Source organism: Actinomycetospora chlora, from assembly GCF_039542135.1.
GTDB classification, from domain to species: domain Bacteria; phylum Actinomycetota; class Actinomycetes; order Mycobacteriales; family Pseudonocardiaceae; genus Actinomycetospora; species Actinomycetospora chlora.
In genome coordinates, this window is the sequence record NZ_BAABHO010000059.1 from 1 (window position 1) to 24604 (window position 24604).

The window sequence follows — 24604 nt, forward strand, 5'->3', positions numbered from 1 at the left end:
AGCAACTGACCAAGGGGTGTTGCGACCACCGCACGAATCCGCCCCGAAGCAGCGAAGGCGCCGTTCGTTCCCGGGTCGGGGGTGGCGGACGGCGGTACGCGCTGGGTCGGACGCCGCAGATCGCGGCGTATCCCGCCGTCTAGCGCTCGGGCGAGACGGCGGTAGAGGACCCGAGGGAGCGGCCGCCGATCGCCGCGAGGCCCGGGCCGACGACGGCGACGAGCAGGTCGGCGAGGGCGTCGGCGGGCTCGGTCCCCCCGACGGTCTCCTGGTCCTCGCTGGTCAGCCACCAGTCGGCCAGTCCCTCGGCCGCCCCGACGAGCGTGTGCGCGTAGGGCAGGGCGACCGCGCGGGGCACGCCCAGGCCGCCGGCCATGAGGTCGGCGGCCTCGCCGACGATCTGGCGGCGCAGGGCGTCCACCTCGCCCGCGAACGGACCGGTCGAGGCCTGGCGCCACAGCACCGTCCAGCCCTCGCGGCGGGTGGTCAGCGCGTGGAAGAACGCCCGCAGTCCGCGGCGCAGGCGGGCCACGGGGTCGTCGTCGCCGGAGCCGGCCGCGCTCTGCACCGACCGCAGCAGGCGGTCGGCCTCGCGGCGCAGGCACGCGGCGAAGAGCTCCTCCTTGCTGCCGCCGCGCGCGTACACCAGCGGCTTGCTGACGCCCGCCCGCGCGGCCACCGCGTCCATCGACGCGCCGTGGAAGCCCTCCTCGGAGAAGACGGCGACGGCCGCGTCCAGCACCTGGCGCCGGCGCACCTCGGGGGCGAGGCGGCGGCGGGGCGTCTCCGAGGTCACGGTTGCACCGTATCTACCGACGCGTAAAGTAGTCCGGGTTGGCGGGACCGCCAGTACCTGACACATCTGCGACGACGCCGGAGTGAACCCGTGCCCGAGAAGATCGACGTCAACGAGCTGGGTCGCAGCGTCGACCCGAAGTCGTTGTCGAACGAGCAGCTGGTCGACGCCCTGCGTGACGGCCTCGCCGACGGCGGGGGCAAGGACATCGACCCCTCCCTGTTCGCGCGGCTGGTCAAGAGCACCGGCAAGGGCCAGCTCGAGGCGGTCATGTCGTCCGAGGTGCGGCGCTCCGTGCTCGACGCCATCTTCGGGCGGATGGCGGAGTTCTACTCCTCGAAGGGGTCGAGCGCGAAGCGCCAGGTCGTGCACTGGCACGTCACGGGCGCCCCCGCCGGCGACAGCGACGACTACCAGACCGCCATGCAGCACGGCGTCTGCGAGGTCGACGAGGCGCTGACCGAGGAGCCCCGCACCGAGCTGTCGATGGACGGCGTGCAGTTCCTCAAGATCGTCACCAACAACGCCTCCCCGGTGACCCTCTTCATGACGCGCAAGATCAAGGTCTCGGGCGACATCGGCTTCGCGACCGCGCTGCAGAAGATGTTCACCATCCCCTCGGCCTGACATCTCGGACTGACCCCTTGGCCTGACTAGGAGCCCCCGATGACCTTCTCCATGGAGCTCTCCGAGGACCACACCGACCTGCGCGAGTGGGCCCACGGCTTCGCCGCCGACGTCATCCGCCCGGCCGCGGCCGAGTGGGACGAGCGCGAGGAGACGCCGTGGCCCGTCCTGCAGGAGGCCGCGAAGATCGAGCTCTACAACTTCGAGACCCTGGCCAGCTTCTGGGGCGACGAGACGGGTCTGAGCCTGCCGATCGTCAACGAGGAGCTCTTCTGGGGCGACGGCGGCATCGGCATGGCGATCTTCGGTACGACCCTCGCCGTCGCCGGCATCTTCTCCTCGGGCACGCCCGAGCAGATGGTCGAGTTCATCCCGCAGTGCTACGGCGACGCCGGCGACGTCAAGGTCGCGGCGTTCTGCTCCTCGGAGCCGGAGTCGGGCTCCGACGTCTCGGCCATGCGCACCCGCGCGGTCTACGACGAGGCCAAGGACGAGTGGACGCTCACCGGCCAGAAGGCGTGGGCGACCAACGGCGGCATCGCCAACATCCACGTCGTCCAGGCCGTGGTCGACTCCTCGCTGGGGTCCCGCGGGCAGGCCGCGTTCGTGGTGCCGCCGAACACGCCCGGGCTGGAGACCGCCCGCAAGATCAAGAAGATGGGCCTGCGCGCGTCCCACACGGCCGACGTCTTCCTCGACGACGTCAAGGTCCCGGGCTCGTGCCTGCTCGGCGGCAAGGAGAAGCTCGACGAGCGGCTCGCCCGGGTGCGTGAGGGCGTGAAGTCCAAGGGCTCGGCGGCCATGCAGACCTTCGAGCTGTCCCGCCCCACGGTGGGATCGCAGGCCATCGGCATCGCCCGCGCGGCCTACGAGTACGCGCTGGAGTACGCCAAGGGCCGCGAGACCTTCGGTCGCCCGATCATCGACAACCAGTCGATCGCCTTCACGCTCGCCGACATGAAGACCGAGATCGACGCCGCCCGGATGCTCGTGTGGCGCGCGGCGTGGATGGGGCGCAACGGCGTGACGTTCGAGGCCGGTGAGGGCTCGATGTCCAAGCTCAAGGCCGGCCGCGTCGCCGTGTGGGCCACGGAGCGCGCCATCCAGATCCTCGGCGGCGCCGGGTACTCCCGCGAGCACCCCGTCGAGCGGATGCACCGCGACTCGAAGATCTACGACATCTTCGAGGGCACCGAACAGATCCAGCAGCTCGTCATCGCCCGCGCCATCAGCGGGCGCCACATCGCCTGACGCTCCCCGGCGGCATCGGCGCTGGTCACGAGGGCTGTTCTCGTGATCAGCGCCTTTGTGCGTCCAGGCCAGGTGTGGCACTCGGTGGCCGGTCGTCGTCGGCGTCTTCATGATCAGGCCGTCCTCAGGCCGTCGGAGGAGTTGGCGCCGGCCCCGAGCACGGCGTCCACGGCCTGGCGCGCGCGAGCGTGGCTCGACGGCACGAGGTGGGTGTAGGTCCGGAGCGTGAAGCCGGGGTCGGCGTGGCCGAGGTACTCGGCGACCTCTTTGATGGAGACGCCGCCGGCCAGGAGCGTCGAGGCGTAGAAGTGGCGCAGGGCGTGCATGCCGTCGGTCCGCGGCGCGTAGGCCAGTCCGGCCGCCCGGAACGCTCCGCGCCACATCACCTTGTTGAAGTGATCGCCCGAGTGCGGCTCGCCCCGCTCGTTCGACAGGAGTAGCTGAACCTCGACGGTGCGCCGTCCGGGCTCCAGCCACGGCAGCCGGACCCGCGCCGGCGGGAAGGTCCGGCGATGCGTCGCCACGGCGGTGCGGACCTCATCGGGTAGCGGGACCGTCCGCGACTTGCCACCCTTGGGCGGGGCGAAGACCAGCTGGCCGCGGATGATCCGCAGTTGCCGAACGACGTGAACGACGGCCTCAGCGGTTTCGAGGTCACCGGCCGAGAGTCCGAGCACCTCGCCCTGGCGGAGGCCGAGCCCGGCTCCGACATCAGCCGCCAGACGCCACCGCTCGACCAGCCCTTGCTGCACGGCGCGGACCCGTTCCAGGGGCCAGGGCACGACGCGCCGGCTGGACCGTCGGGGCTTCTTGATGCTCCGTGCCTGACAGGGATTGTCACGAATGAGCTTGTCCTCGACCGCGGCGTTCATGATCGACGACAGCGTGTCGAAGAGGACCGCCCGATACGTCCCGTCGAGCCGACGTTCCTCCAGCCACGCGAGCCAGTCGCGCACGCGAGCCGGCCCGATGGCGTCGACCGGGCGCCGGTCGAAGAAGGGGTAGAGCTGGCTGCGGAGCCGGCTCTCGATCGACTGCCGTGAGGACGCGTCGCTGGACTGCCCCTTGACCCAGTTCTCCGCGTATTCGCGGAACGGCACCTTGCCGGCGTCGGGGTCGAGGTAGGTCCCCGCGCGGACGCCGGACTCCATCTCCCCGAGGAAGTCCTCCGCGGCCTTCTTGCGTCGGTCGGGGAACGACTTCGACCGCTCCCGGCCCTCGGGGTCGACGTAGCGGACCTTGTAGCGCAGCCCCGTACCGTGCAGGTCAGTGCGTTCCCGTCGGGGCTTGCCGGTGAGCTCGTCCCGCACGGTGCGGAACCAACGGTCTTGTACGTGGCCCACGAGCGATCACGCCGCTTCCGGCTGGGTGGCCCAGGCCCGGACCTGGTCGGGCGCATATCGAAGATGACGGCCGATCTTCCGCACTGGCGGACCCTCGCCGCGCCACTTCCACTGGTAGAGCGTCTTCACGGGGATGCCCAGGTACGCCGAGACGTCGTCGACCGACCACAGGCTCTCCGTCACGTTGGCCGTCACGCGGCTTCTCCTTGATCACGAGTTGCCGAACTGGCGTCGGTCTTGGCCTGGTCGTACTGCTCGCGCCATCGCCGTCGTTGGGCGATGGACCGCAGGAGGAGTTGCAGGCGGTCGGGTTGATCGCGGTCGCGGGGACCGATGAGCTGCCAGTCGTAGCAGGCGAGGTCGCCGTCGTCGGTGACCTGCTCGGCGGTCACGCCGACGGCACCGAGAACCTTGAGGACGTGGGAGCGGCGCTCGCCGCGGTGCTCGGTGAGCGTCTTGCCGGACCACTTCCGGGAGACCAGACAGCGCCGGCCGCCGTAGCCGAGGTGCTCGCGCTTGTGGGCCTTGGCGCGGCACTGACCGGGCACCATCCCGGGCTTCGGGTTGTCCGGGGTGATGCCGTGGAGCAGCCAGTTCGGGCACGACTCCGAGCACGGCTCCCAGCGCAGCGCCTCGACCAGGCGGTTCATGTGGGCTGCGGCGGCGGGGGTGTCGGGTTCGGCGGTCTCGCCGATGCTCTTGGTGAGGTACTTGGTCAGGTACCGGATGGCCTTGTCGGACTTCTCCGTGCCGGACAGGACGCCCTGGATGTCGACTTGGGCGCCGAACTCGATGACGTGCGCGGGGGCGGCGTCGGGGTCGTCGTCGAGCTCGTCGAGGGCCTGCTCCCAGGTCCGGAGCGGCTGACCACTGGCGGGGTCGACGTAGCAGGCCGGGTCGCGGGTCTCGTCCCAGACCGGCGGGTGGTCCTCGGTGTAGAGCGGCTGGTCGTGGTTCGGCCACCACACCTGGTGATAGGTCGCGGCCACAACCTGCTTGATCAAGCGGCGCGGGATCGTTCCGCGGACTGCGACGTGCAGGTGCGGAGCACCCCGGCGCTGCGGTTCGACGGCGGCGAAGTACTGCACGTTCCACCCGACCGCCCGCCGCAGGTTCTGCACGAACCGGTCGAACAGCTCCCCCAGGTGCAGGGCATCGCGAGCAGCGCGGAAGTAGTCGTAGCGCTCCGGGTCTCGCGGGGCGCCGTCGGACCGCACAGGCCCGTACGAAGGCAGCGTCAGGGTCACGAAGGTCGACGGGCGGTAGGTCTTGCCGTTCGGCGCCTCGAACACCCGGCCCGTGGTCGTGGCCCGGACCGGGAGGCGGGGCAGGTCGGGGACGTCCTGACGCCGGCGGGTCGAGCGGGCCCGCCGCTTCGGCTTGTCCTGCTCTCCCCGGCTGGTGCTGGTGGAGCCCCGGACACCTTCGGAACGCAGCATCGCGTCGGTGTCGTCGATGGCGGCCTCGACCTCAAGAACGCGGGCCATCTCGCCGGCCTCGAGCGCGGCCGCGTGGTCATGCTCGAGGTCGGCCCGTTGCCCCAGCAGCGCCCGCTGCCGCACCGTCGGCTCCTGCGTCGGGATCTCGGGCTCCTCGTCGAGGTGCCACCCCTGCTGGGCCTGCCACATCCGCAGACGGCGAGCCCGCTCGGCGCACGGCCCGCACACCGAGCCACGCGTCGCGCCACAGGGGATCGGGACAACCGTGGTGGCGCCGGTCTCCCGGTCAGTACGTCGAACCGCGAGCGGGCGGACACAGGCCCCGACCTGCTCGGCCGAGGTCTTCGCGACCTCCCGCATCACGGGACCGGTGAGCTTCCCGACCGGGACCGGCTCCGTGGCCTGATCGTGCTCGTCGGCCGTGTTCATGAGCGGACCTCCGCGACGCGGGCGATGCCGTCACCGATGCCACTCGCGATGGCGGCCAGGACGTGGCCGAAGCCGGTGACGACCCCGGGAGCAACGACGGCGAGCAGGGCGACGGTGACGACCCCGAGCACGACAGCAGCACCAACGGCCCGGGTCTGAGCAGCGATCACGGTGAGGAGCGCGGCGATGATGACGGCGGCGATCACGGCTGGCTCCGATCAGCGTCGAGACGGTCCAGGCGCGCCGCGCTGACGTGGTGGAGCTCGGGGCGCCCGGCGTGCGCTGAGGCTGGGAGCCGGACCTGGCGGTGGGCTTCGAGGGCGCGGTCGGTGGCGGCGGTGAAGGCCTCCACGACGGGTGCCTCCCGGACCGCGCGCCGTCGGGCGAGCAGGACCCAGCCGGCGGCGGTGAGCGCGGCGACGACGAGGACGACCGCGAACGACAAGCCAGCGACGCGGTTGGCCTCGGCAGTGGTCGCAGCGATCCCACGGATGCCGGCGTCCAGAGCGCGGTAGCCGCCGACGGCCAGCAGGACAACGCCGGCCACGGCGACGAGTGCCCCAAGCACCGAGGCGCCACCACGTCGGGCGTCACCGGTCGTGCGGATGATGTTGATCAGACCGATCTGCCTCATGCCGCCTGCCCTCCGGTCTCGCGGATGCGCTTGGCGCGGGTGGCGAGTGGGGGGACCTCGATCTGCTCGGGGGCGGGGAACTCGGCGGCGAGGAAGGCGAGTTCGGCGTCGGAGACCCAGTCGGCGCGGACCTTGATGGGCTGGCGCTTGCCGCCGTCCTCGTCGATCACGAAGCCCATGCCGGGGCAGGACTCGGGGATGGCGTCGCAGCGCGCGCCGCGGTCGTAGGCCGAGTCCGAGAGCACCATGCGGGTCTCGACGTCGGAGTCCAGCCGCAGGGCGACGCGGTAGCCGAACATGTCGCGGAACGAGAGGACTTCCTTGCGGGGGTCCTGCACGCACCCGATGACCACGACGCCGGGGGCGCGGCCCTGCGACAGCACCCGGCGCACGGCGGCGTTGGCGCGGTCCTTCAGCTCGCGGTTGGCGATGTAGGTCGTGAGCGCGAGCAGCTCGTCGACCAGGATGACGTAGAGCGGGTAGTCGCCGAACATGCGCGCGAGCAGCTTGCGGACGTTGCCGCCGAGGGCCTCGGCGCGCTGGCGCATCAGGTCGGCGGCGAACTCCAGGGCGGCCACGAGGTGTTCGTCGTCGCCGTAGGCGAGCATGTAGAACAGCTCGGAGACCATGCGGTACTCCATGCCGCCCTTGGGGTCGATCCCGACCAGGCGCACCTTCCCGGCCGCTATGGCCGGGGCGAGGGCGCGGATGATGCAGGCGACCAGCCCGGACTTGCCGGCGCCGGTGAGCCCGGCGATCAGGACGTGGGTGCCCATGAGGCGCAGCCACCAGGGTTCGCCGTCCTCGCGGCGCCCGACCCGTGCCCACTGAAAGTCGGGGGTGACGAGGTTGTCGCGCTCGTCGGCGTTGTCGGCCAGGACGTCGCGGTACACGACGCGCAGAAGCACCCAGCCTTCACGTGACGGGTGGGCGAGGACGCGGACCTCGAGAGCACACCACTCGCAGGCCAGGGCGTCGGCCTGCCGGGCGATGACGCCGGGGGTGACGCCGGCGCAGAGCTGGACGTGGAGCTGGTCGACGTGCTCGCCCAGGGAGACCCAGAGCAGGCGGGGGACGATGACGCGGTGGGAGGCGTCGGTGGCCTTCACGCCTGTGGCGGCGCACACGTCGTCCCAGGACCAGCGGTAGCGGGTGCGCCGCACGAAGCGACGGAGCCGCGAGACCACCTGTGTCTCCCACGAGGTGGGGGAGGTGCGCGACCACAGCCGCGCGCCCAGTGCCCCGACGACGGCCACGATGAGGAGCCCCCAGGGCCCGAGAGCGAGGCAGGCGAGCGCGGCGAGGGTGAGCGCGGCGCCGAGGGCGGGTACGTAGAGCGCGGCCCAGACGGTCATGACGGCGAGCCAGCCGGCCCACCAGCCGGCGGTGAGGCTCCAGCGGAGGAGCCGGGAGCGCTCGTGGAGGCGCTCCATGCGCATGACGTCGGCGCGGGTGCGGATGGTCTGGCCGCGCCACAGTCGCGCGGTGGTGATCTCCCTCATCGGACTCGCCCCCCGAGCCCGCCGCGGGTGACGCGGGCGCTGGGTCGGTCTTTGGGGGCGTGGTTGGCGAACTTGCCGCCCTTGCCGTTGCAGGCCCCGCACTTGCCATAGGAGCGCTCCCAGCCCCGGGAGGTCCAGGTGCGCTGGGCACACGAGCCGGAGCCCTGGCAGGCGGTGCAGAAGTGGTAGCCGCCGGTCGTGAGACCGGTGGCACGCATCGAACGAGCCACGATCAGAAACCCCTTCCAGAGCGGGAGGAAGGGTGAGAGCGCCCGCCGCGACGGCGGGTCTGGGCGCAGGGCGAGCTGGCGACCTGGACGGCCGTCACTTCCCAGCAGCTCGACCCGCAGGCGGGGCAGCGCTCGGTCGACAGCTGGACCACGCCGTCGCTGCCGTCGGCCCTGATCGGGGCCGGGCTCCACTGCTCGACGCAGTCTGTGCCGCGGCAGGTCAACACCAGCTCGTCGAGCAAGGCGAGGGTCTGCACCCGCGTCTGGGGTGCCGGACGCGGCGCGGCCATCAGGCGGCGTCCTTGGGCGCGATGTCGTCGGGCGCGGTAGCCGGGGTGCCCATCGCTCGGCGGATGGCCCGTCGATCGGTCGGCGTGGTGGCCGCCCACAGCCCGTGGTCCTGGCCGGTGTCGAGTGCCCAGCGCAGGCACTCGGTCGCTACCGGGCATCCTTGGCACAGCGGCGCGATCGCGATCCGTGCCCGCGCCATGGTCAGGCTGGTGTCGTCGTCGGTTGCCGGGAAGAAAAGCTCGGGGTCGGTGTCGTGGCAGGCCGCGCGGGCCTGCCAGCCCGTGCCGGCCATCAGGCCGCCGCCTCGGACTTGGCGGAGCCCTGAGCGGCCTGACTGGCTGCGCCCTGGTTACGGCGAGCCTCGCCGCCGGGGGCGCGCATGCCGCGAGCGCGCAGGCTGAAGGCCAGGCGTGGGCGGGGGCCGTTGGTGTCGAGGTAGGGCGTGACCTCCAGCCCCTCGAACTCCACCGGACGGAACGGCAGCCCGGGCAACGCCTCGGGCGGAACCGGCTGCACCTCTGCGGCGATCTTCACGTTCACCGAGCGCTCGTTCTTGCGAGCTTCGGGGTCCGGGTCGTGGACCCCGACCTCCCACACCGGCAGACCGTTGTCCTTGTCGACTGCCTGCACGAACCGGTCACGCGTCGAGCGGTCGTAGTCCGGCACCGCCTCGGCGCCGTCGGTGGTCAGGAACGCGCCGTGCGGGAAGACGTCCCCCATCGACACCTTCAGTCGCCTCTTGATGGCCATCGTTGTTGCTCCACTTCGCTGAATCGAGCCCCGCGTGTCGGGGCCTGCGACTAGCGTCGGAGCGGTCTCGGCGATCGACCCGGAAGAAAATTCCGGGGTCCTCGACCAGGCCAGGGGGAGGTTCTTGCCATGCGCGGGATGACTGAGTCGCTGACCATCGGCGAGCGCGTCGCGTTCTACCGCCGACGCCGGGGGCTGTCTCAGGACGTGGTGGCCGGCCTCGTCGGTCGGACCGAGGACTGGCTGAGCAAGATCGAGAACAACAGGGCCGAGCTCGACCGACTGTCAGTCATCCGCCGCTTCGCCGACGTTCTCGATGTCTCCCTCGGTGACCTACTCGGCGAACCGACACTGCTCGACTGGACCGCGGAGAGCGGCACCAGCACCGTTCCGGCGCTGAGGACGGCGCTGATGGACTACCGCCAGCTCAACGCCGTCCTCCGGCGCGCGGCGCCGGCCACCGAGCCACCATCGCTGGTGTCGGTCGAGCGCGACGTCGCCGCAGTTTTCGACGCCTACCAGGCTGCGCGCTTTGGATTCGTGACGAGCCGAGTGCCGCTCCTGCTGACCGACGCCCTCACCGCAGCGGACGCCTACGACGGTGCCGACGAAGAACGCGCCCACGCGCTGTTGGCCCTCGCCTATCAGGTCGCCGCGTCGACCCTGACAAAGCTCGGGGAATGCGACCTCGCGTGGATGGCCGCTGACCGTGGGCTCGCCGCAGCGCAACGCTCGGGCAGCCTCCCGGTGATGGGCTCGCTGTTCCGCTCGGTGGTCCATTCGCTGCTCGCCACCGGCAGGTACGACGCGGCCGCCCAGCTCACGGCGGACGGATCGGACTACCTCTCGGCCTCCCTGGGCGGCGCCGACACCAGTCTGTGGTCGGTCTACGGCTCGCTGTTTCTTGCCGGCGCTATGGCCTCGTCACGCATGGACGACCGCGCGCTGACGCGCGAGTTCCTTGAGCAGGCGCAGCGCGCCGCTGGCTATCTCGGCGCCGACGCCAACCACATGTGGACTGCGTTCGGTCCCACCAACGTCGCCATCCACCGCGTCGCAACCGCTATGGAGCTCGGCGACGTCCAAGTTGCGGCCGACCTCGGCCCGACCGTCGACACGTCGGCCCTGCCCGTCGAGCGCCGCGTCCGCCATGCCCTGGAGACGGCCCGGGCCCTCTCTGTCTCGGGTCGCCGTGATCAGGCCCTGAGCACCGTGCTCGCCGCCGAGCGCCTCGCTCCTGAGCAGGTCCGGCACCACTTCATCAGCCGCCAGCTCGTCCTGGCCTGGATGAAGAATCCCCGCGGTACCGTCACGCCCGAACTCGGCGCGCTCGCGCACCGTCTGCGCCTCGCCGCCTGACAGTGTTGTGCGTCGGGCGCAACGCTCATCAGTAGCCTCAAGTCGTGGCTACGACTGAGGACACCTTTGCGACCCCGCGCGTCGCAGCCGGCGCGCTGTTCGTCAACCCGACCGGCCAGGTCCTTCTCGTACATCCGACGTACAAAGACACCTGGGACATCCCAGGTGGCTACGTCGAACGCGGCGAATCTCCCGCCGCAGCATGCCGTCGTGAGGTCCTTGAGGAACTCTCTCTCGATCGCGAGCCACGCCGCCTTGCGGCTGTTGATTGGGCACCCAACGACCGAGAAGGTGACAAACTTCTGTTCGTCTTCGATTGCGGCCCTCTGGGGCAGGACGAACAGCGCATCAAGGTCGATGGACATGAGCTCGATCGCTGGGATTGGGTCGCCGCCGAGCAGCTCGACGACTACCTTATCCCGCGCTTGGCGCGCAGAATTGGTTCTCTCCTACAAGGAGGCGCTCAAGGGGGCGCCTACTTCGAACACGGAGTTCCCTATCCGAAATCAGCCGTCGTCTGATTCCTTTGCCCCGGGTCGTTCCAGACGCTCTCCCGTCTGGCGGCGTATCACCCTCAAGGCGTGCATCGCCGACCTGCTGACGCATGAGTGCGAAGGACATCACAACTTCCTAGTGATGGCCAACCCAATTGAGAAGAAGTATCACGGCAATCAGAAGGGCGAAGCCCGCAACAACGAATGCACATCCAAGTCCGTAGCAGCCCCCCGACGACGATGACGTGGACTGTGGCGCAGGGCTCGAGTTGCCTGTTTTCGCCACACTTGAGCGGCTACTGCCAGCACTCTTAGTTTGATCATATGGAACCGCTCGGCGGAGGGCGGTATCTAGATGCGCCAGAGGGAACAAGCCGGGCGGTCCGTTCAAGCGTTTAATCTTGTCAAACCAGTATTCGTTGTAGGAGTCGCCTGGCCCCCACTGACCCTCCTTCGTCCACGCCACCGTCGAGAGTGACCCGTCGGCATCGAGACGGAAACGAGTACCGTCGGTGCTTGTCCAGGAGAAACTGGGCGCCCCGTGGACGGCGGCTAAGGCTGCCGCCACCTCGCGGTTCTCAAGGCCGACGAGCTGATGCGTCACTCCGTCCTCTAATGTGCCGCTCCTGCCTCTTACTCTGTCGACGAGGTCTCCGAGGCTCGGCTTCGGTAGGGACCTGTATCGGGCCTCCTCAGCTGCCTTCTTCGCGCGCTCTGCCTCACGATCACGTCTATCTGTGTCGGCCTTGCACCGTCTGCAAAGCCACTTGCCGTGAAACCGATGGCAGCATTCACCCTCGTCGTTGCAGAGCGACGCTCCACATTGTGTGCACTGACGTATCGCCATAGTGCCGCAGGAGCACGGCCCTAAGCTAGCGCAGGACCGGGCATAGGCGGCCAATTCAGCAGCCTCCTTGGCTTTCTTCTGTTCCGCCGCCTCGCGTTCCACGGCTTGTTGGTCGACGTACTCTTTGTCGCACAAGACGTAGAGCGGTCGGCCCTCTGGCTGGACGACGAAGTCGAGTACCTGGCCAGTGCACCTGTACTTCGTCGAGGAGACGTAGCGGCGTCCGGCATTCGGGTCGTCACAGCGCTTGCACCTTGGCACGGTGGATACATCGCCAGGTAGTCGCCTGACGTTGCACGGTGGACAGACCAGCGCATGCGGCGATCCACCCAAACAAGACACTTCAGACCCAGTGCTGCGCCGTGATCTCCTACGATTCGCCGTAATCGCGGGACATCAGGGACAGGGCGGGACGTGAAGGTCTGCAACCTGTGGGCGCCACTCGCCACAGGGCGCGAGAGGACCGCGAGGCCCGCAGTCTCCTCCGATACCGGAGCCCACCGCGGCGTACCTGCTGGGCCGCACCCCAGTGTTCCTGTCCGGATCACTCATACTCGGGGTCGATCAGCCCACTGAGCCGCACCCGCTTGATGACCTCAAGCGGCTCAGACTGCTGCGCGCGCTCAACCGCTAACACACCAGACCACCACTCCTGGAGCACGGGCTCCATCGCCTCGTTCACGGCCCCACAAGATCGGGGTCGGGCGCACTCACGAAGACTCTCTTGGATGCTGGGCGGCGTCTGCGAGCTCGGGTGCGAACGGCGGGCCCTCGTTGGCCTGTCGCCGGGGACCCTCAGCCCGCTCGCTCTCGCAAAGAACCGCGCGTATCGCCTCCGCGACAGCTCTCCTACCAACCAACCCGGCAGCCGAACCGTGGCCGTCAAGAATGAACGCCCACCGCCGGAGCAGTCCACGTGTCAGCGTTACCTCAACGGCGTTGTCAGTACGGGTGGACACGAGGACACCGAACCACACTTCGGACGATTGGACGTGTGCGCTCAACAGCTCCCGACCGCTCAAGGCCGCGGGGCCATGAATCCAGTCGACCGCCTGCGGCGGGCCGGTCTGTCGACCCCGGAGCGTCACACGGGCTACTCCCGATCAAGAGTGCTCCGCATCGCTCCGCGACGGACTCCGTCCGCTCTTGATCGCGAGCCTCCACGCCCGTGTCCTTGCGCTCCGAGCGTGGCGGGGGCAGCACCCCGCCACCCCGACCGGGGCCGACAGCCCTGCGGGCCTTGCGCTTGGAGGCCGATCATGCTGCGAGAGCTGCTCACCACTCTTGGGAGAATTGGTCGGCACGCGACACCCTGACCCGCGCACTCGCCCGAGTCGCCACCGACCATGCGCGAGTGAAGTTGCGTGAGACCATTGCGGCTACGCCCAAGGTCGACCCGCCCGACGCCTTGCGAGACGCCTCCGAGCTGGTCGAGCTGCTGACCGCGTGGCGCTGGCAGACCGTCTATGCAGCCTGATGCGCAGGCGCAACGTGGGAACAGATCGCAGTCGCCCACAAGCGCAACCAGCGAGCAGCTTCGAACCGACTTCGCAGAAGCCATCGACCGCCAGGAGCACGTCGCCGTGGGCGTCACTGCCTACCGCAAGGTCTTGTGATTGCGCTGCCGAATTCACCTCTCATCAGTCAAGGCGGCGCCTCCGGCGCCGCGCGGCCAGGGCCCTCGGCCCTGGCCTCCCACTCCGTTCCGACGGGCCGGTGCCCTGGCCGCCATGGCGAAGCGGGTGCGGCGCCTCTCAACGGTCAGCTCTTGAGCCTGGATACGTCAGCTCTTTCGCGGAGGCATGCCACCACAGAGGCAACCAGTGCTCTGGCGTCGGTCCGAGGTGTCTCGACGAACACCACCGGACCCTCCGAGACGTCCTCGCACTCGTAGTAACCGACACCCCAGCCGCGCAGCTCCTCGGGACTCCACGGAAGCTCATCCTCGCTATTAGTCACAAGGAGGTAACCACGCTCCAGAACTATCTCAAGGGCTGCACACATCCCACCGGTCTGAGTGAACGAAGCAGCAAACCCAGCGCGACGGAGTTCGCCGAGCTGAGTAGCGTAACTGGCTTCGCCCACTTGCATTGCCTCGCGAACATCCATCATCGAGCCCCTCCCGCCGGCTATGTCTACAATAATACCAAACGCCAGTTCGAGAGGGAACGTTAAGCGCCGCCCAGTCTTACATCAAGATAGCGGGCTCTACAAAATGGTCCCACTATTTCGCAAGTCCGCCAGAAGCTCCGGGAGGCCCGTCAGGTCGGCATTGAGTGCCCAAGCCCGACCAGCTTCCTCCAGACGAGCGAGGGAGGGGTACGCGACGCGAGGAGAGGTTGGCGAGTCATAGATCGTCCGCCACGCTCCGGCGATGTGTGGGCACAGGTGGTAGACGCTATCCTCGATACTCTCTCGAGCCACAACGCGAACCCGGGCGTGTTCCGCGGTGACCATGGCGTACGGGACATCTGGCCGATACTGCTTCAGCGGAACCATCTGGGCTGCTTCTGTGCCCCGATCACTTCGCCATGTGAATTTGGACGAGATCACTGCAACGAGTCGATTGCCATCGTCGATTACTGCGATATCACTACGACGTTCTCCAACGTCTTTCCGCATGTGGAGGCCACGGATGTGAGTGAGGTGCACCTCCGGCTCAACTCGCCATCCGCCGGGCAACCCCGACTGAAGAACGTAGACAAGGAAGTCTTTGAATCGCGTGCCTCGAGTGTTCCTGTCTAAGACTCCGACTGGCCTTATCTCATTGCCGTCGCGTCGATACTCCCTTGGAAGGCTCTTCCTCCAGAGTGCGGAGACAGCAACCTCACCAGCTATTCTACGTGCCTTGGCTTTCGCACCCGCGTCGGGCCCAGTCTGGTCGTCGACTCTGGGAAGCCTTGGTTTCGGCGTCCAGCTAATCGGACCCGAAGATTTCGCCACCGCTCCGTCGAGAAGCGAGTACCCCTGAACATCGAGAGGTTGGTGACCGGCGTCTATAAACCACTGAGGACTCCAGCCGATGTCCAGCCGACTCGCCGCCTCCTCGAGCTGCTCTCCTGCGTGTACAACGATGTTGACCGCATCTGCCCACGCGGAGTCGTTGGGCCAGCAGAGCGCGAAGCCGACCGCGGCGAGCGCTGGCCCTGCGCCGACGAACGGCGCGACTAGGGCTTGATGATCTTCCTCAAGGGCCACGAGCCTTGTCTATCGCACCGGGAGTAGTCTTGCGCGGTCGGGCCCGGCGTGCTCCTCAGATCGACCAGGACAACACGCATGTTCAGCGTCTCACCAGCGGCTAAGCGGGCGATCACGACTGCTGGCCGGGAGGACTCGCGACCGGGTCAGCTCCCAGGGCTACCTGAATGTGGTGAGCGACGACCTCGGGTGACTGCTGCATCATGACGTTCTGCTGCGGAAGCTCCACCCGCAGAAGGCCACCTGCAAGTCTTTCAAGTGCGACCAAACGATTGAGGAAGTCGTCCAGCTCCATGCCGCGGCGCCATTCAGGATTGCCCTGCCACATCGTGCGTATCGGCACAACGTCCTGCGCTGACTCGTGCTGCTGTCGCATCCAGATGTCTTCGAGTACCAATCGATAATTGAACTGGTCTAAAGGATTTGTCAGATGCTTGATACGTTCATCCTTAGCTTCTGGCTCTTCGATCTCAAAGAGCGCATCGGCGATCAGGCTTAGAGGATAGCTGTACTCGTCAACCGCCCGCATCAACTGGACCAGCGTCTCGACTTGAACTACTGAAACACCTTTAGCCGCTCTACATTCCCGAAGAATGGCTGCCTCGTCACCGTTCCGCCACCCGGTAAACTCACGGGCCACGATTAGCGCATGCGTAGCTCCGACGGCGTCGCGATGCGCGGCTGCACCGCCGACAGCGGCCGTTACGTTTCCGACTGCTTCTTGGCTGCCCTTGGCCTCGACGATAAACCGCTTCTCACCGGGACCGATCGGAGCGATCGCTAGCACATCCTTCTTCCCGCTCCCGCCGTCCCTCGTCGCAATGAATCCCATATATTGGAACGCTTCCGCAACGGCGTCTTCGAATCGGGCCGCCCCAGGTATAGAGGCAGCTCGGAGCTCAAGAACAACATCTTCGGCGTTTCTGTCGTACGCTAGTGCGAGCGCTCGAAACAGACGATCGCGCCAGGAGAATAGGTCCTCAACCACGTCGTCTTTGACTCCAGCGGCGTAGAGGTGACCCTCCGTAAGCTTCTCCGCGACTGCCAACAACTCGAACGCCTGCATGACCTTATCTGCACGTCGCCCGCGGCCAGCTCGCGATTTAACTACTTGGTAGAAGGGATGCGACTCGTTCACGTTTAGGGAGCCGCTCGTTGAGTCGAAGACACCGAGCCGATCGCTGGTCGCCATCGAAGCGGTGGCGATGGTGGGGTCGTCAAGATTGACGGCCGGTTGTTGGCCCTCGGGAAGGAGGTCCAGCAGTGCCTGAATCGGCTCGCGGAACAAGTCCCTCGAATGAGTCGGCAGCCGGCTCTCCGGCCGCTCCCGCGCAGAGGTCTCTTCATCGTTCTTATTCAGCCAGGCTCGAGCTGCGCGAAATAGGCCGCGTTGAATGGCTGCAAGTTCGCGAGTTGCTGGCGTGTCACGGCGCAGCCTCTCGCGATCAGCCAGGAGCTCCGCGTCCAACCCGTCCGCGTCGATTACGAACTGCGAGCGGTAGAACGTGCCATAGTTCGGATCGTCGAGGAGGAATTTCTCGTCGTCCGTGTTGATTAGTCGTCCTCGGACTAAGATGAAGAATCCGTAACTACGGGCATCGTCCGAGCCAGGCTTATAGAGGCTTTCCTCGAATAGCCGGACCGAAGCTGTCACGGTGCCCAACTTCGGGAATGTTAGCTCCCCGTCCGTGGTGGGGTCTGGCAAGTCGCCCTGTACATGCCCGTCTTTACGTGCCGCGGACCAGACAGCGCGCAACGCGTCAACAACTAGGGGATCGTTGATCTTCCAATCTTGTAGCGCACCCTTCAAAATTCGCGGCGTCGCCTCGGTTTCCTCGACGAAAACTCTGAAGTCTGGACGCAGTGGCATCCCGTTACCGATCACCCAGCGCAGCCGACCTGGCTTCAGCTCAGCGCCCTTGAGCAGATCGATCACCGCGAGCGTCCAACTATCTGAGTCGAACAGGGTATCGAACGACTGGGGCGCTTGTGAGAATTGAGCGCCAGCCAACTCGCGCATCTCGGACTCAAGGAGCTCGCGGATGGGAGTCTTGATGCGCTCCGCTGTAGCGTCGCCCGGATCACCGGGAACCCGTCCGGTAGGTACGGTGCGGTAGTCGACGGTCACGGCGAGATACCGACCCGAGACCTTGCATAGGTGTGTTATTCGGTGGCCAATTGCGTAGCTCGCAAGCTTGCCGATCCCGAACTTCCCGATGAGGCTTCTGGTTCTTCCATCGCGGGTGACGACGCGATCGCTACCGTCATCCTTCGGGCTCTTCGCGATCAGCCACAAATTCTTCAAGCTCGGAATATCCATGGAGCCGCCGTCGTCCCATACGACCACTCGGTCTTCAACGTAGGCTCCGGGAATATAGACATGAACATTTTTGGCGAACGCGTCAAACCCGTTCGACACGAGCTCTTCAATGGCTTTGTTCGGCGAGTTGTATAGGTGTTCCGAGAAGTGGCTGATGATCGCGTTATCAATGTCAACGGTTACCTGATCAACGTTCGTGCCCAGCTCGGCGAGTGCTGTCTCTTGGCCATCTGGTGGCTGCGTTTCCGGTCCGTTGGTCACTGAGACTCCTGTCTTCACGCCTTGGGGTGTCCTGCAGCTCGCGGTCGTGTGCCAACAGTCCACAAGATGGTGGGCGCGAGACCTTCTGGCCACCGTAGACGCCGTGCGCGCGCGCGGACACCTTCCCGATTGCCTCGCCAGCTCCCCGGAAGAACTTTCGAGAGAGACCTTGGCGACGACTCAACCTTGCAGGCGTTCCAAGGCGAAGCGTCTGCGCCTCGAACTCACGTAGCGCGGCACACCTGCTTTGATTCACCCTGCCTGAAGCTGTTGCCGGAGGTGGCGCGCGATGGCGGCGGCCAGACCGACTGGGACGGCGTTGCCGATTTGCTTGGCGATCTCGATCTTCGAGCCACACCACTTGAAGTCCTCAGGGAAGTCTTGAAGACTCGCGGCTTCGAGATGCGTAATGACTCGATTGACACGTCGTGCTGGCGAGCTCTTGTCCCACTGTGGGTGCAGATACTGCCCCTTCTCGGGCTTGAAGAACTCAGTTCGGATCGTTAGCGACGGCGCCTCCCACCGCATCCGGCCCATGACATCGGTCGTCCCAGTGGGCTTCTCGCGCCAGCATCTAGGGAGGAGCTCGTCGGGGAGGTCAAATCGACCGCCTCCGGGCGGGATGCAGTCGTAGCGCTGGAGCGACATCTCGCGGGGCCGGCGGCCGAAGTGCAGGTCGCGCGGCTTGAATTCCCCCGGGACAGTTCGTCCAAAGTACTCGACCTTGGTGTTTGGCAGATCGGTAGTCTCGGGCCGCTCGGGTAAGTGGCCGATGCGTGAGCGCACGGTCTCCCACTCCCGTGTCGTCAGCGTGGGGAGTCGCGAGTGGGTCGCCTCCGGGAGGCTGACCTTGCCGATCCGCGAGCCGATCAGGATCGTGCGGGGGCGACGCTGAGCAACGCCGTAGTTCGCAGCGAGCAGTACATCGGACTGGAGGGTGTAACCCTCGAGCATCCCGCCGGCCTCCGTCTGCGCGTGGAGTAGCTGGAACTCAGCGCTCTTGGAGAACCGGTCGACGTTCTCGACCACGAACACGCGCGGCTGGGCGACCTGGACGAACCGCAAGTACTGCTTCCATAGCTGGTTGCGAGGGTCCTCGACGTCCTTGCTCCCGAGGTTGGAGAAGCCCTGACAGGGTGGTCCGCCGATGACGACGTCGGCGTCGGGGATGTCGTCGTCGCCGAAGTCGGCGATGTCGCCCCAGTACATGTGGTCTTCGCCGAAGTTGGCGGCGTACGTCGCCGCGGCCGCGAGGTTGTGCTCCACGGCCTGGACCGGTGTGAAGCCCTGCTCGACGAAGCCCTGGGTCATGCCGCCACACCCTGCGAACAAGTCGATCACGGTGAGCGGAGCCTGCATGCCACGCATGTTATTCACCCTCCCCGACAGTGCCCAGCGTGCAACGCGCTCTTGCGTACCGTGGTCGACCGTGCCCGATGAGTCGTGGGCCTCGTCGCCCGGGGTCCGGGCGAGCATGAGGTCCAACCGCGGACGAGACACCGGTCCCGAGTTGGCGCTGCGTCGGGCGGTCCACGCGCTCGGGCTCCGCTACCGAGTCAACGCCCGGCCGCTCAAGCAGGTGCGGCGGACCGCCGACCTGGTCTTCTCCCGCGCGAAGGTCGCAGTCTTCCTCGACGGCTGCTTCTGGCACGGCTGCCCTGAGCACCACACGGTCGCAGTTACGAACAGTGGCTTCTGGGCGACGAAGGTCGAGACCAACCGACGTCGCGACCGAGACACTGACGAGCGCTTGCGCGAAGCGGGTTGGCTGCCTCTGCGAGTGTGGGAGCACGAGGACCCGGACGAGGCGTCGCAGCGGGTCCGAGCGGCGGTCGAGGACAGACGGCGTGGCACGCCGAGTTGATCTACCTGGAAAGTCGTCGTTGATCTGCACACCACGTTCGACGTGCAGCGGTCGCCCACGGCTCCATTGACTTCCAGACCTGTGGATAACTTTGCCTCGTCGAGCTACGTCCAGGCCGTGGTCAGGCCGTCGGAGGTCGGGGAGGGCCGAGCGGCGCTGAGAAGTATCGAGCAGCTCAAGCCCAGGTCGGAGGTGGTTCGCCCGAAGTCGGCGCAGGTCATGGCCGACCTGCGACAGATCTACGACATCTTCGAGGGCACCGAGCAGATCCAGCAGCTCGTCATCGCCCGCGCCATCAGCGGCCGCCACATCGCCTGACGTCGGCTACGGGGCGCCGACGTGGAAGCTCCGGCGGTACTGGGTGGGTGTCGTCCCCAGCCGGCGGGCGAAGTTCGCCCGCAGGGCGTCGGTGGAGCCGAACCCGCACCGCGGGGCGATCGCGGCGACGGGCAGGTCGGTCGTCTCGAGCAACTGCCGTGCGCGATCGACCCGCTGGGCGTCGAGCCACCGGTGCGGGGTGGTGCCGCACGTCTCGTGGAACCGGCGGGCGAAGGTCCGGGGGGCGAGGTTCGCGTGGGCGGCGAGCTCGTCGACGGTGAGCGCGGTCGCGAGCCGCTCGAGCGCCCACGCCAGGGTGGCGTGGAGGGTGTCGGTGTGCGTGCTCGCGGCCATCGGCCGGCGGGGGTACTGGGCCTGGCCGCCGCCGCGGTGCGGCGCGACGACCATGCGGCGGGCGATGTCGGCCGCGGTCGCCGCGCCGTGCGCGCGCCGGAGCAGGTGCAGGCCGAGGTCGATCCCCGCGGCGGTGCCGGCCGACGTCGAGATGTCGCCGTCGTCGACGTAGAGGGCGTCGGCGTCGAGGTGCACCCGCGGGAAGAGGCGGCGGAACTGCTCGCTCCACCGCCAGTGCGTGCTGGCGCGCCGGCCGTCGAGGAGACCCGTCGCGGCGAGCACGAACGCCCCGCGGCAGATCGCCATGATGTGGGCCCCGCGGTCGTGCGCCGCGTGCAGCGCGGCCCGGAGATCGGGGCCGGGTTCACTCTCGGTCCACGAGCCGGCGGGCAGCACGACGAGGTCGGCGCCGCCGAGCGGGGTCAGATCCTGCGCGACCGAGATCGCGAACCCGGCGGTGGTGGCCACCTGACCGGGGGTGACGGCCGCGAGGTCGAACCCGTAGACCGGCAGGCCCTGGTCGGAGCGGTCGAGCCCGAAGAGCTCGCACGCCACGCCCAGCTCGAAGGGCGCCACGCCGTCGTCCACGACGACCGCGACCGATTCGATCACCAGGTGGTCGTCCATCGCCGGGCAGCATGGCAGGAAGTGCGGCATGTCGGGCAGTCCTGCCACGCCGTCGCCGTGGGGAACGCTGGTGGGATGCGTCGGTGCCCCTGAGCGACCTGGCCGGCCGGCGCGCCGCGTTCGACGTCCCCGACGACGTGGCGTACTTCAACACGGCGAACCTGGCCCCGGTGCTGCACTCCGTGGCCGAGGCCGGACGGCAGGCACTGGGGCGGCGAGGGCGGCCGTGGACGATCGGCCCGGAGGACTGGTTCACCGACGTCGAGACCTTGCGCGACCTGGTCGGCCGGCTGCTCGGGGACACCGCCGAGGGCGTCGCGCTCGTGCCGTCGACCAGCTACGGCTTCGCCGCGGTCGCGGCCAATCTCCGCGCCGAGCCGGGCGCCCGGGTCGTGGTCCTCGCCGAGGAGTACCCGTCGGGGATCTACACCTGGCGGCGGTTCGCCGCCCGCCACGGCGCCGAGGTGGTCACCGTGGCGCCGGCGGCGGGGCAGACCTGGACCGACGCGGTCCTCGACGCCGTCGACGAGCGGACCGCGGTGGTCAGCAGCCCGCAGGTGCACTGGACGGACGGCGCCTGGGTGGACCTGGCGGCGATCGCCACCCGGGCCCGGGCCGTGGGCGCGAGCCTGGTCGTCGACGCGAGCCAGTCGCTCGGGGCGGTCCCGCTCGACGTGGCGGCGCTGCGGCCCGACGCGGTGGTCAGCGTGGGCTACAAGTGGCTGCTCGGCCCCTTCGGGCGCGGCTACCTCTGGCTGGCGCCCCGGCTCCGTGACGGTGAGCCGCTCGAGGAGAACTGGGTCGTGCGCGCCGGTTCCGAGGACTTCGCGCGTCTGACCGAGTACCGCGACGAGTACCAGCCCGGCGCGCGGCGGTTCGACCAGGGCCAACGCACCCTGTTCGAGCTGACACCGATGGCCGTCGCCGCGGTGCGGCAGCTGCTGAGCTGGGGGGTCGCCGACGTCGCCGCCGCTCTCCGCGCGACCACCGACCTCATCGTGGAGCGTCTGAGCAGCATCGAGCTGCACCCGCTGGCGCATCCCCGCGGTCCCCACATGCTCGGCGTGCACCTCCCCGCGGGGGTCCGCGGCGCCGTGCTGCCGGCCCTCGCCGACGCCCGGTGCTTCGCCGCCGTCCGCGGCTCGTCGCTCCGCCTGGCACCGCATCTCCACACCGACGCCGACGACGTCGAACGCCTCGTCGCCGCGCTCGCCACCGCACTGCGGTAGCGCCGCCCGTCAGTCCGGTGGGCGCGTCCCCGTGCCGGACGGCGGCGCGAAGCGGGCGGCGAGCTCGGCCACGCGCTCCGCCCGGTGCTCCGGGCGCACGCGACCGGTGCGCTCCAGCAGACCGAGCCCGTGCAGGGCGCTCCAGAACACCTCGGTCGCCGTGCCGTCGTCGTCGCCGATGGCCTCGGCGAGGGTGTCGAAGCCCGCGCGGAGCTCCGGACGCGTCCCGTCCTGGCCGAACGGCGTGTCGAGCGGCTCGGAGAACATGGCCTCGTAGACCGCCGGGTGCTCCCGCCCGAAGTCCAGGTAGGCGGCGGCCACGGCCTCGATCGCCGCCCGACCCGGCCCGGGCCCGAGCGCGGCGCGACACCGCCGGGCGAGCTCGACGAAGCCCTCCAGCGCGACGGCCAGCATGATCTCCGCCTTGCCGCCGGGGAAGTGGCTGTAGAGCACCGGCTGCGTGTAGCCGATGGCGTCGGCGAGGCGCCGTGTCGTCACCGCCGCCCACCCGTCGGCGTCGGCCCGCTCCCGGGCCGCGTCGAGGATCCGCCGGTGGCGCTCGTCGACGCGCTGCCGGCGTGACGTCCGCTCGGCCATCGCCTGCCTCCCTTGCCGTCCCGGTCCGGCGAGCCTAGCCTAGCGGTGCTAGGAAACTAGCATTGCTAGGTGAAGAGGAGACTCCCGTGATCACCGTTCTCGCCGTCGTCACCGCGACCGTCGTCGGCCTCATGGTCGGCGTCGAGCTCGCCGTCGCCGTCGTCCTCAACCCGATCCTGCTGCGCCTGCCGGCCGGCCCGTCCCTCGAGGCCCGGGCCGACGGCGGGCGCATGCTCGGCCGCGCGATGCCCGTCTGGTACATCGGCGCGCTGGTGCTCACCGCGGCGCTCACGGCGGTGGCCTGGGGGACGGCCGCGGCCGCCCCGGCGCTGGTCGCGGGGCTGCTGCTCGCCGTCAGCGTCGCGATGTCCGTCGCCCTGCTGGTGCCGATCAACAACCGCGCACGGACGTGGACCGCCGAGAGCCACCCCGCCGACTGGCGTGAACAGCACCGTCGCTGGGACCGGCTGCACTACGTGCGCGTGGCCGTCATCGTCGCGGCGTTCGTGCTCGTCCTGGCCGCGACGGCGGCGCTGTGACGCGTCCCCGCCGCGGTCAGGGCTCCCCGACGCGTCGGGCGCCGCGCTGCTGCGGGATGGCCACGGGGTGGTGACGGGCGATCCGCACGTCGCCGGTCACGCCGGCCGCGACGAGTGCCTGCCGGTGACGCTCGGCCTCACGGTTCGCCCCGGCGAGCGTGTAGGGGCCGTACGCGTCCCGGAAGCGGCCCGCCCGATCGGCGACCACCACCAGGTACTCGGCGGACCCATCCGGTCGAGCCCCCCGGTGCCGTGCCTGTCCGTCCATCCACTCCCCCCGCGGGTGTCCACGATGGGGTGGGACGACGTCCCGCCACGTCCACCGTGGGTCCGTGCGGCGCGTCCTCGTAGGCCGCACGGGTGATGAAGTCCGTGGATATACCCGCGAGCGGCGCAACGGAACGCCTGCCGCGAGGGCAGATGCGCTGCCGTGCCATGGCTCTCGTCACGCGGATACCGACATCAGGGAGGTTGACACCGACCGGGTGACCCGGCCGGAGCGCCGCACCGCCCCGGCCGGGCCGCGCTCACCGCGTCAGACGGTTTCCTCGATCGGCGCGCCGTCGGCGGCCTTCTGGACGGACTCGCAGCCCTTGCGGGCGGCGGCCTTCGTCTCGTACGCCTCTCCCGACGCGACGATCTGGCCGTTGCTGGCCTTCAGCCGGAACCGGTACTTCCCGGCCTTGTCCTGGTACACCTCGAACTTGCCCGCCATGACGATCCCTCCGCTCGGTGCTGAACGTGCCGGACGGCGGCGGACGCTAGCGCGAACGGACGCATCGCGGGAGCACCGCGCCGGCAACACCCGGCGCGCGCTCAGCGGCCGCGCACCAGCGAGAGCACGGCGCGCCCGACGCCCGTGGCGAGCGCGCCGGTGACGGCGGCCCAGTCGAAGTAGTCGCGCCAGAGCGTGATCGCGCCGTCGTGCACCTCGAACGTGCCGCAGACCCAGAACGAGGTGCGCAGCCGCCCGATCTCGATGGTGTCGGTCCGCTCGGTGAGCACCACCGGGCCGTCGGCCACCAGGCGGTGGTTCTCGGCGCGGAACCCGGTGGCGCGGGCGGTGAGCAGCCCGAGCACGCGGCGGGTGGCCGCGATCCCGCGCGCCGGCGGCAGCGACACGTTCACGTACACCACGTCGGGTGCCAGGTGGGCGCACGCCGCGTCGAGGTCGAGGCGCTCGAGATCGGCGAGGAAGGCCCGCACGACCGTGGCGGGATCGGACGTCGGTGTGGTCACGGCGGGTCCTCCGGGGGCGTGGCGGGCGTCACGACGGGGAATGGCAGCTCTACCGGCGTCCCCCGC

28 protein-coding genes are annotated in these 24604 nt (G+C 68.7%); 8 read left to right on the forward strand and 20 right to left on the reverse strand.

Annotated elements, in window-relative coordinates:
• Positions 1-139 precede the first annotated feature (139 nt).
• Entirely contained in the window at positions 140-796 is a 657-nt protein-coding gene (locus tag ABD994_RS26385) for a TetR/AcrR family transcriptional regulator (RefSeq protein ID WP_345422819.1), read from the reverse strand.
• Between the two features lie 90 nt (positions 797-886).
• Between ABD994_RS26385 and ABD994_RS26390 the strand changes: the two genes are divergently transcribed.
• Both ABD994_RS26390 and ABD994_RS26395 read left to right on the forward strand, forming a co-directional pair.
• Positions 887-1423, forward strand: coding sequence for an SCP2 sterol-binding domain-containing protein (locus tag ABD994_RS26390; protein ID WP_345422822.1), 537 nt, complete (start codon positions 887-889; stop codon positions 1421-1423).
• Between the two features lie 39 nt (positions 1424-1462).
• Entirely contained in the window at positions 1463-2674 is a 1212-nt protein-coding gene (locus tag ABD994_RS26395; protein ID WP_345422825.1) for an acyl-CoA dehydrogenase family protein, read from the forward strand.
• 113 nt (positions 2675-2787) lie between these two features.
• Here the strand turns inward: ABD994_RS26395 and ABD994_RS26400 are convergent, their stop codons facing one another.
• The 9 genes from ABD994_RS26400 to ABD994_RS26440 all read right to left on the reverse strand — a co-directional run bounded on the left by ABD994_RS26400 (position 2788) and on the right by ABD994_RS26440 (position 9292).
• On the reverse strand, positions 2788-3984 hold the full coding sequence (locus ABD994_RS26400; RefSeq protein ID WP_345422828.1) for a tyrosine-type recombinase/integrase: 1197 nt from the start codon (positions 3982-3984) through the stop codon (positions 2788-2790).
• Positions 3985-4023: 39 nt separating this feature from the next.
• Positions 4024-4212 (reverse strand): helix-turn-helix domain-containing protein, encoded by a 189-nt coding sequence (locus tag ABD994_RS26405; protein WP_345422833.1) that lies wholly within the window; start codon positions 4210-4212, stop codon positions 4024-4026.
• Positions 4209-5885 carry a replication initiator gene (locus ABD994_RS26410; protein ID WP_345422836.1) on the reverse strand — a complete coding sequence of 559 codons (1677 nt, stop codon included), beginning with the start codon at positions 5883-5885 and terminating at the stop codon, positions 4209-4211. The genes ABD994_RS26405 and ABD994_RS26410 overlap by 4 nt, the downstream gene beginning before the upstream one ends.
• Entirely contained in the window at positions 5882-6091 is a 210-nt protein-coding gene (locus ABD994_RS26415) for a hypothetical protein (protein ID WP_345422839.1), read from the reverse strand. Before ABD994_RS26415 ends, ABD994_RS26410 begins: the two co-directional genes overlap by 4 nt.
• Positions 6088-6519 (reverse strand): hypothetical protein, encoded by a 432-nt coding sequence (locus ABD994_RS26420; protein ID WP_345422842.1) that lies wholly within the window; start codon positions 6517-6519, stop codon positions 6088-6090. The genes ABD994_RS26415 and ABD994_RS26420 overlap by 4 nt, the downstream gene beginning before the upstream one ends.
• Complete coding sequence (locus tag ABD994_RS26425; RefSeq protein WP_345422845.1) at positions 6516-8021, reverse strand: FtsK/SpoIIIE domain-containing protein; 1506 nt, start codon at positions 8019-8021, stop codon at positions 6516-6518. Before ABD994_RS26425 ends, ABD994_RS26420 begins: the two co-directional genes overlap by 4 nt.
• Positions 8018-8239, reverse strand: a complete 222-nt coding sequence (locus ABD994_RS26430) for a hypothetical protein (protein ID WP_345422848.1) — start codon at positions 8237-8239, stop codon at positions 8018-8020. Before ABD994_RS26430 ends, ABD994_RS26425 begins: the two co-directional genes overlap by 4 nt.
• Before the next feature lie 301 nt (positions 8240-8540).
• Positions 8541-8834, reverse strand: a complete 294-nt coding sequence (locus ABD994_RS26435; RefSeq protein WP_345422851.1) for a WhiB family transcriptional regulator — start codon at positions 8832-8834, stop codon at positions 8541-8543.
• Positions 8834-9292, reverse strand: coding sequence for a plasmid replication, integration and excision activator (locus tag ABD994_RS26440; protein ID WP_345422854.1), 459 nt, complete (start codon positions 9290-9292; stop codon positions 8834-8836). Before ABD994_RS26440 ends, ABD994_RS26435 begins: the two co-directional genes overlap by 1 nt.
• Positions 9293-9430: 138 nt before the next feature.
• Here ABD994_RS26440 and ABD994_RS26445 point away from each other — a divergent pair, with 138 nt between their 5' ends.
• Positions 9431-10651, forward strand: coding sequence for a helix-turn-helix domain-containing protein (locus ABD994_RS26445; protein WP_345422857.1), 1221 nt, complete (start codon positions 9431-9433; stop codon positions 10649-10651).
• A 44-nt stretch (positions 10652-10695) separates the two neighbouring features.
• Positions 10696-11172 (forward strand): NUDIX domain-containing protein, encoded by a 477-nt coding sequence (locus ABD994_RS26450; protein ID WP_345422860.1) that lies wholly within the window; start codon positions 10696-10698, stop codon positions 11170-11172.
• A gap of 1364 nt (positions 11173-12536) precedes the next feature.
• On the opposite strand, the gene ABD994_RS26455 is transcribed toward ABD994_RS26450, so the two are convergent.
• Entirely contained in the window at positions 12537-12674 is a 138-nt protein-coding gene (locus ABD994_RS26455; protein WP_345422863.1) for a hypothetical protein, read from the reverse strand.
• Between the two features lie 672 nt (positions 12675-13346).
• On the opposite strand from ABD994_RS26455, the gene ABD994_RS26460 reads away from it, so the two are divergent.
• On the forward strand, positions 13347-13469 hold the full coding sequence (locus ABD994_RS26460) for a hypothetical protein (RefSeq protein WP_345422866.1): 123 nt from the start codon (positions 13347-13349) through the stop codon (positions 13467-13469).
• Positions 13470-13753: 284 nt separating this feature from the next.
• On the opposite strand, the gene ABD994_RS26465 is transcribed toward ABD994_RS26460, so the two are convergent.
• From ABD994_RS26465 to ABD994_RS26480, 4 genes are all read right to left on the reverse strand, one after another.
• Positions 13754-14104: a hypothetical protein gene (locus tag ABD994_RS26465; protein ID WP_345422869.1), complete on the reverse strand. Its 351-nt coding sequence runs from the start codon at positions 14102-14104 to the stop codon at positions 13754-13756.
• 96 nt (positions 14105-14200) lie between these two features.
• The gene (locus tag ABD994_RS26470; protein ID WP_345422872.1) at positions 14201-15190 is read right to left on the reverse strand and encodes a PDDEXK family nuclease; all 990 of its coding nucleotides are present in this window, start codon (positions 15188-15190) and stop codon (positions 14201-14203) included.
• A gap of 112 nt (positions 15191-15302) precedes the next feature.
• The gene (locus tag ABD994_RS26475) at positions 15303-17771 is read right to left on the reverse strand and encodes an ATP-binding protein (RefSeq protein WP_345422875.1); all 2469 of its coding nucleotides are present in this window, start codon (positions 17769-17771) and stop codon (positions 15303-15305) included.
• Between the two features lie 252 nt (positions 17772-18023).
• Entirely contained in the window at positions 18024-19130 is a 1107-nt protein-coding gene (locus ABD994_RS26480) for a DNA cytosine methyltransferase (protein WP_345422878.1), read from the reverse strand.
• A gap of 115 nt (positions 19131-19245) precedes the next feature.
• Here ABD994_RS26480 and ABD994_RS26485 point away from each other — a divergent pair, with 115 nt between their 5' ends.
• A complete protein-coding gene (locus ABD994_RS26485) occupies positions 19246-19635 on the forward strand; it encodes a very short patch repair endonuclease (protein ID WP_345422914.1) in 390 nt (129 codons plus the stop codon).
• 324 nt (positions 19636-19959) lie between these two features.
• Here the strand turns inward: ABD994_RS26485 and ABD994_RS26490 are convergent, their stop codons facing one another.
• Positions 19960-20982, reverse strand: coding sequence for a GlxA family transcriptional regulator (locus ABD994_RS26490; RefSeq protein ID WP_345422881.1), 1023 nt, complete (start codon positions 20980-20982; stop codon positions 19960-19962).
• A gap of 35 nt (positions 20983-21017) precedes the next feature.
• Between ABD994_RS26490 and ABD994_RS26495 the strand changes: the two genes are divergently transcribed.
• Positions 21018-22163, forward strand: coding sequence for an aminotransferase class V-fold PLP-dependent enzyme (locus tag ABD994_RS26495; RefSeq protein ID WP_345422884.1), 1146 nt, complete (start codon positions 21018-21020; stop codon positions 22161-22163).
• A 9-nt stretch (positions 22164-22172) separates the two neighbouring features.
• Here the strand turns inward: ABD994_RS26495 and ABD994_RS26500 are convergent, their stop codons facing one another.
• A complete protein-coding gene (locus ABD994_RS26500; protein WP_345422887.1) occupies positions 22173-22760 on the reverse strand; it encodes a TetR/AcrR family transcriptional regulator in 588 nt (195 codons plus the stop codon).
• Between the two features lie 86 nt (positions 22761-22846).
• Here ABD994_RS26500 and ABD994_RS26505 point away from each other — a divergent pair, with 86 nt between their 5' ends.
• Positions 22847-23299, forward strand: coding sequence for an anthrone oxygenase family protein (locus ABD994_RS26505; protein ID WP_345422890.1), 453 nt, complete (start codon positions 22847-22849; stop codon positions 23297-23299).
• Between the two features lie 16 nt (positions 23300-23315).
• On the opposite strand, the gene ABD994_RS26510 is transcribed toward ABD994_RS26505, so the two are convergent.
• The 3 genes from ABD994_RS26510 to ABD994_RS26520 all read right to left on the reverse strand — a co-directional run bounded on the left by ABD994_RS26510 (position 23316) and on the right by ABD994_RS26520 (position 24538).
• Positions 23316-23510 (reverse strand): hypothetical protein, encoded by a 195-nt coding sequence (locus ABD994_RS26510; RefSeq protein ID WP_345422893.1) that lies wholly within the window; start codon positions 23508-23510, stop codon positions 23316-23318.
• A 324-nt stretch (positions 23511-23834) separates the two neighbouring features.
• Entirely contained in the window at positions 23835-24014 is a 180-nt protein-coding gene (locus ABD994_RS26515; RefSeq protein ID WP_345422896.1) for a YegP family protein, read from the reverse strand.
• Between the two features lie 101 nt (positions 24015-24115).
• A complete protein-coding gene (locus ABD994_RS26520; protein ID WP_345422899.1) occupies positions 24116-24538 on the reverse strand; it encodes a limonene-1,2-epoxide hydrolase family protein in 423 nt (140 codons plus the stop codon).
• Between the last annotated feature and the right edge of the window lie 66 nt (positions 24539-24604).

What these genes read in the sequence shown, in the direction of transcription:
- ABD994_RS26395 (WP_345422825.1), top strand. Translation starts at nt 1,463, where the DNA reads ATGACCTTCTCCATGGAGCTCTCCGAGGACCACACCGACCTGCGCGAG.
- ABD994_RS26410 (WP_345422836.1), bottom strand. Translation starts at nt 5,885, where the DNA reads ATGAACACGGCCGACGAGCACGATCAGGCCACGGAGCCGGTCCCGGTC.
- ABD994_RS26420 (WP_345422842.1), bottom strand. Translation starts at nt 6,519, where the DNA reads ATGAGGCAGATCGGTCTGATCAACATCATCCGCACGACCGGTGACGCC.
- ABD994_RS26425 (WP_345422845.1), bottom strand. Translation starts at nt 8,021, where the DNA reads ATGAGGGAGATCACCACCGCGCGACTGTGGCGCGGCCAGACCATCCGC.
- ABD994_RS26430 (WP_345422848.1), bottom strand. Translation starts at nt 8,239, where the DNA reads ATGCGTGCCACCGGTCTCACGACCGGCGGCTACCACTTCTGCACCGCC.
- ABD994_RS26435 (WP_345422851.1), bottom strand. Translation starts at nt 8,834, where the DNA reads ATGGCCGGCACGGGCTGGCAGGCCCGCGCGGCCTGCCACGACACCGAC.
- ABD994_RS26440 (WP_345422854.1), bottom strand. Translation starts at nt 9,292, where the DNA reads ATGGCCATCAAGAGGCGACTGAAGGTGTCGATGGGGGACGTCTTCCCG.
- ABD994_RS26445 (WP_345422857.1), top strand. Translation starts at nt 9,431, where the DNA reads ATGACTGAGTCGCTGACCATCGGCGAGCGCGTCGCGTTCTACCGCCGA.
- ABD994_RS26465 (WP_345422869.1), bottom strand. Translation starts at nt 14,104, where the DNA reads ATGATGGATGTTCGCGAGGCAATGCAAGTGGGCGAAGCCAGTTACGCT.
- ABD994_RS26480 (WP_345422878.1), bottom strand. Translation starts at nt 19,130, where the DNA reads ATGCAGGCTCCGCTCACCGTGATCGACTTGTTCGCAGGGTGTGGCGGC.
- ABD994_RS26485 (WP_345422914.1), top strand. Translation starts at nt 19,246, where the DNA reads ATGAGGTCCAACCGCGGACGAGACACCGGTCCCGAGTTGGCGCTGCGT.
- ABD994_RS26500 (WP_345422887.1), bottom strand. Translation starts at nt 22,760, where the DNA reads ATGGCCGAGCGGACGTCACGCCGGCAGCGCGTCGACGAGCGCCACCGG.
- ABD994_RS26515 (WP_345422896.1), bottom strand. Translation starts at nt 24,014, where the DNA reads ATGGCGGGCAAGTTCGAGGTGTACCAGGACAAGGCCGGGAAGTACCGG.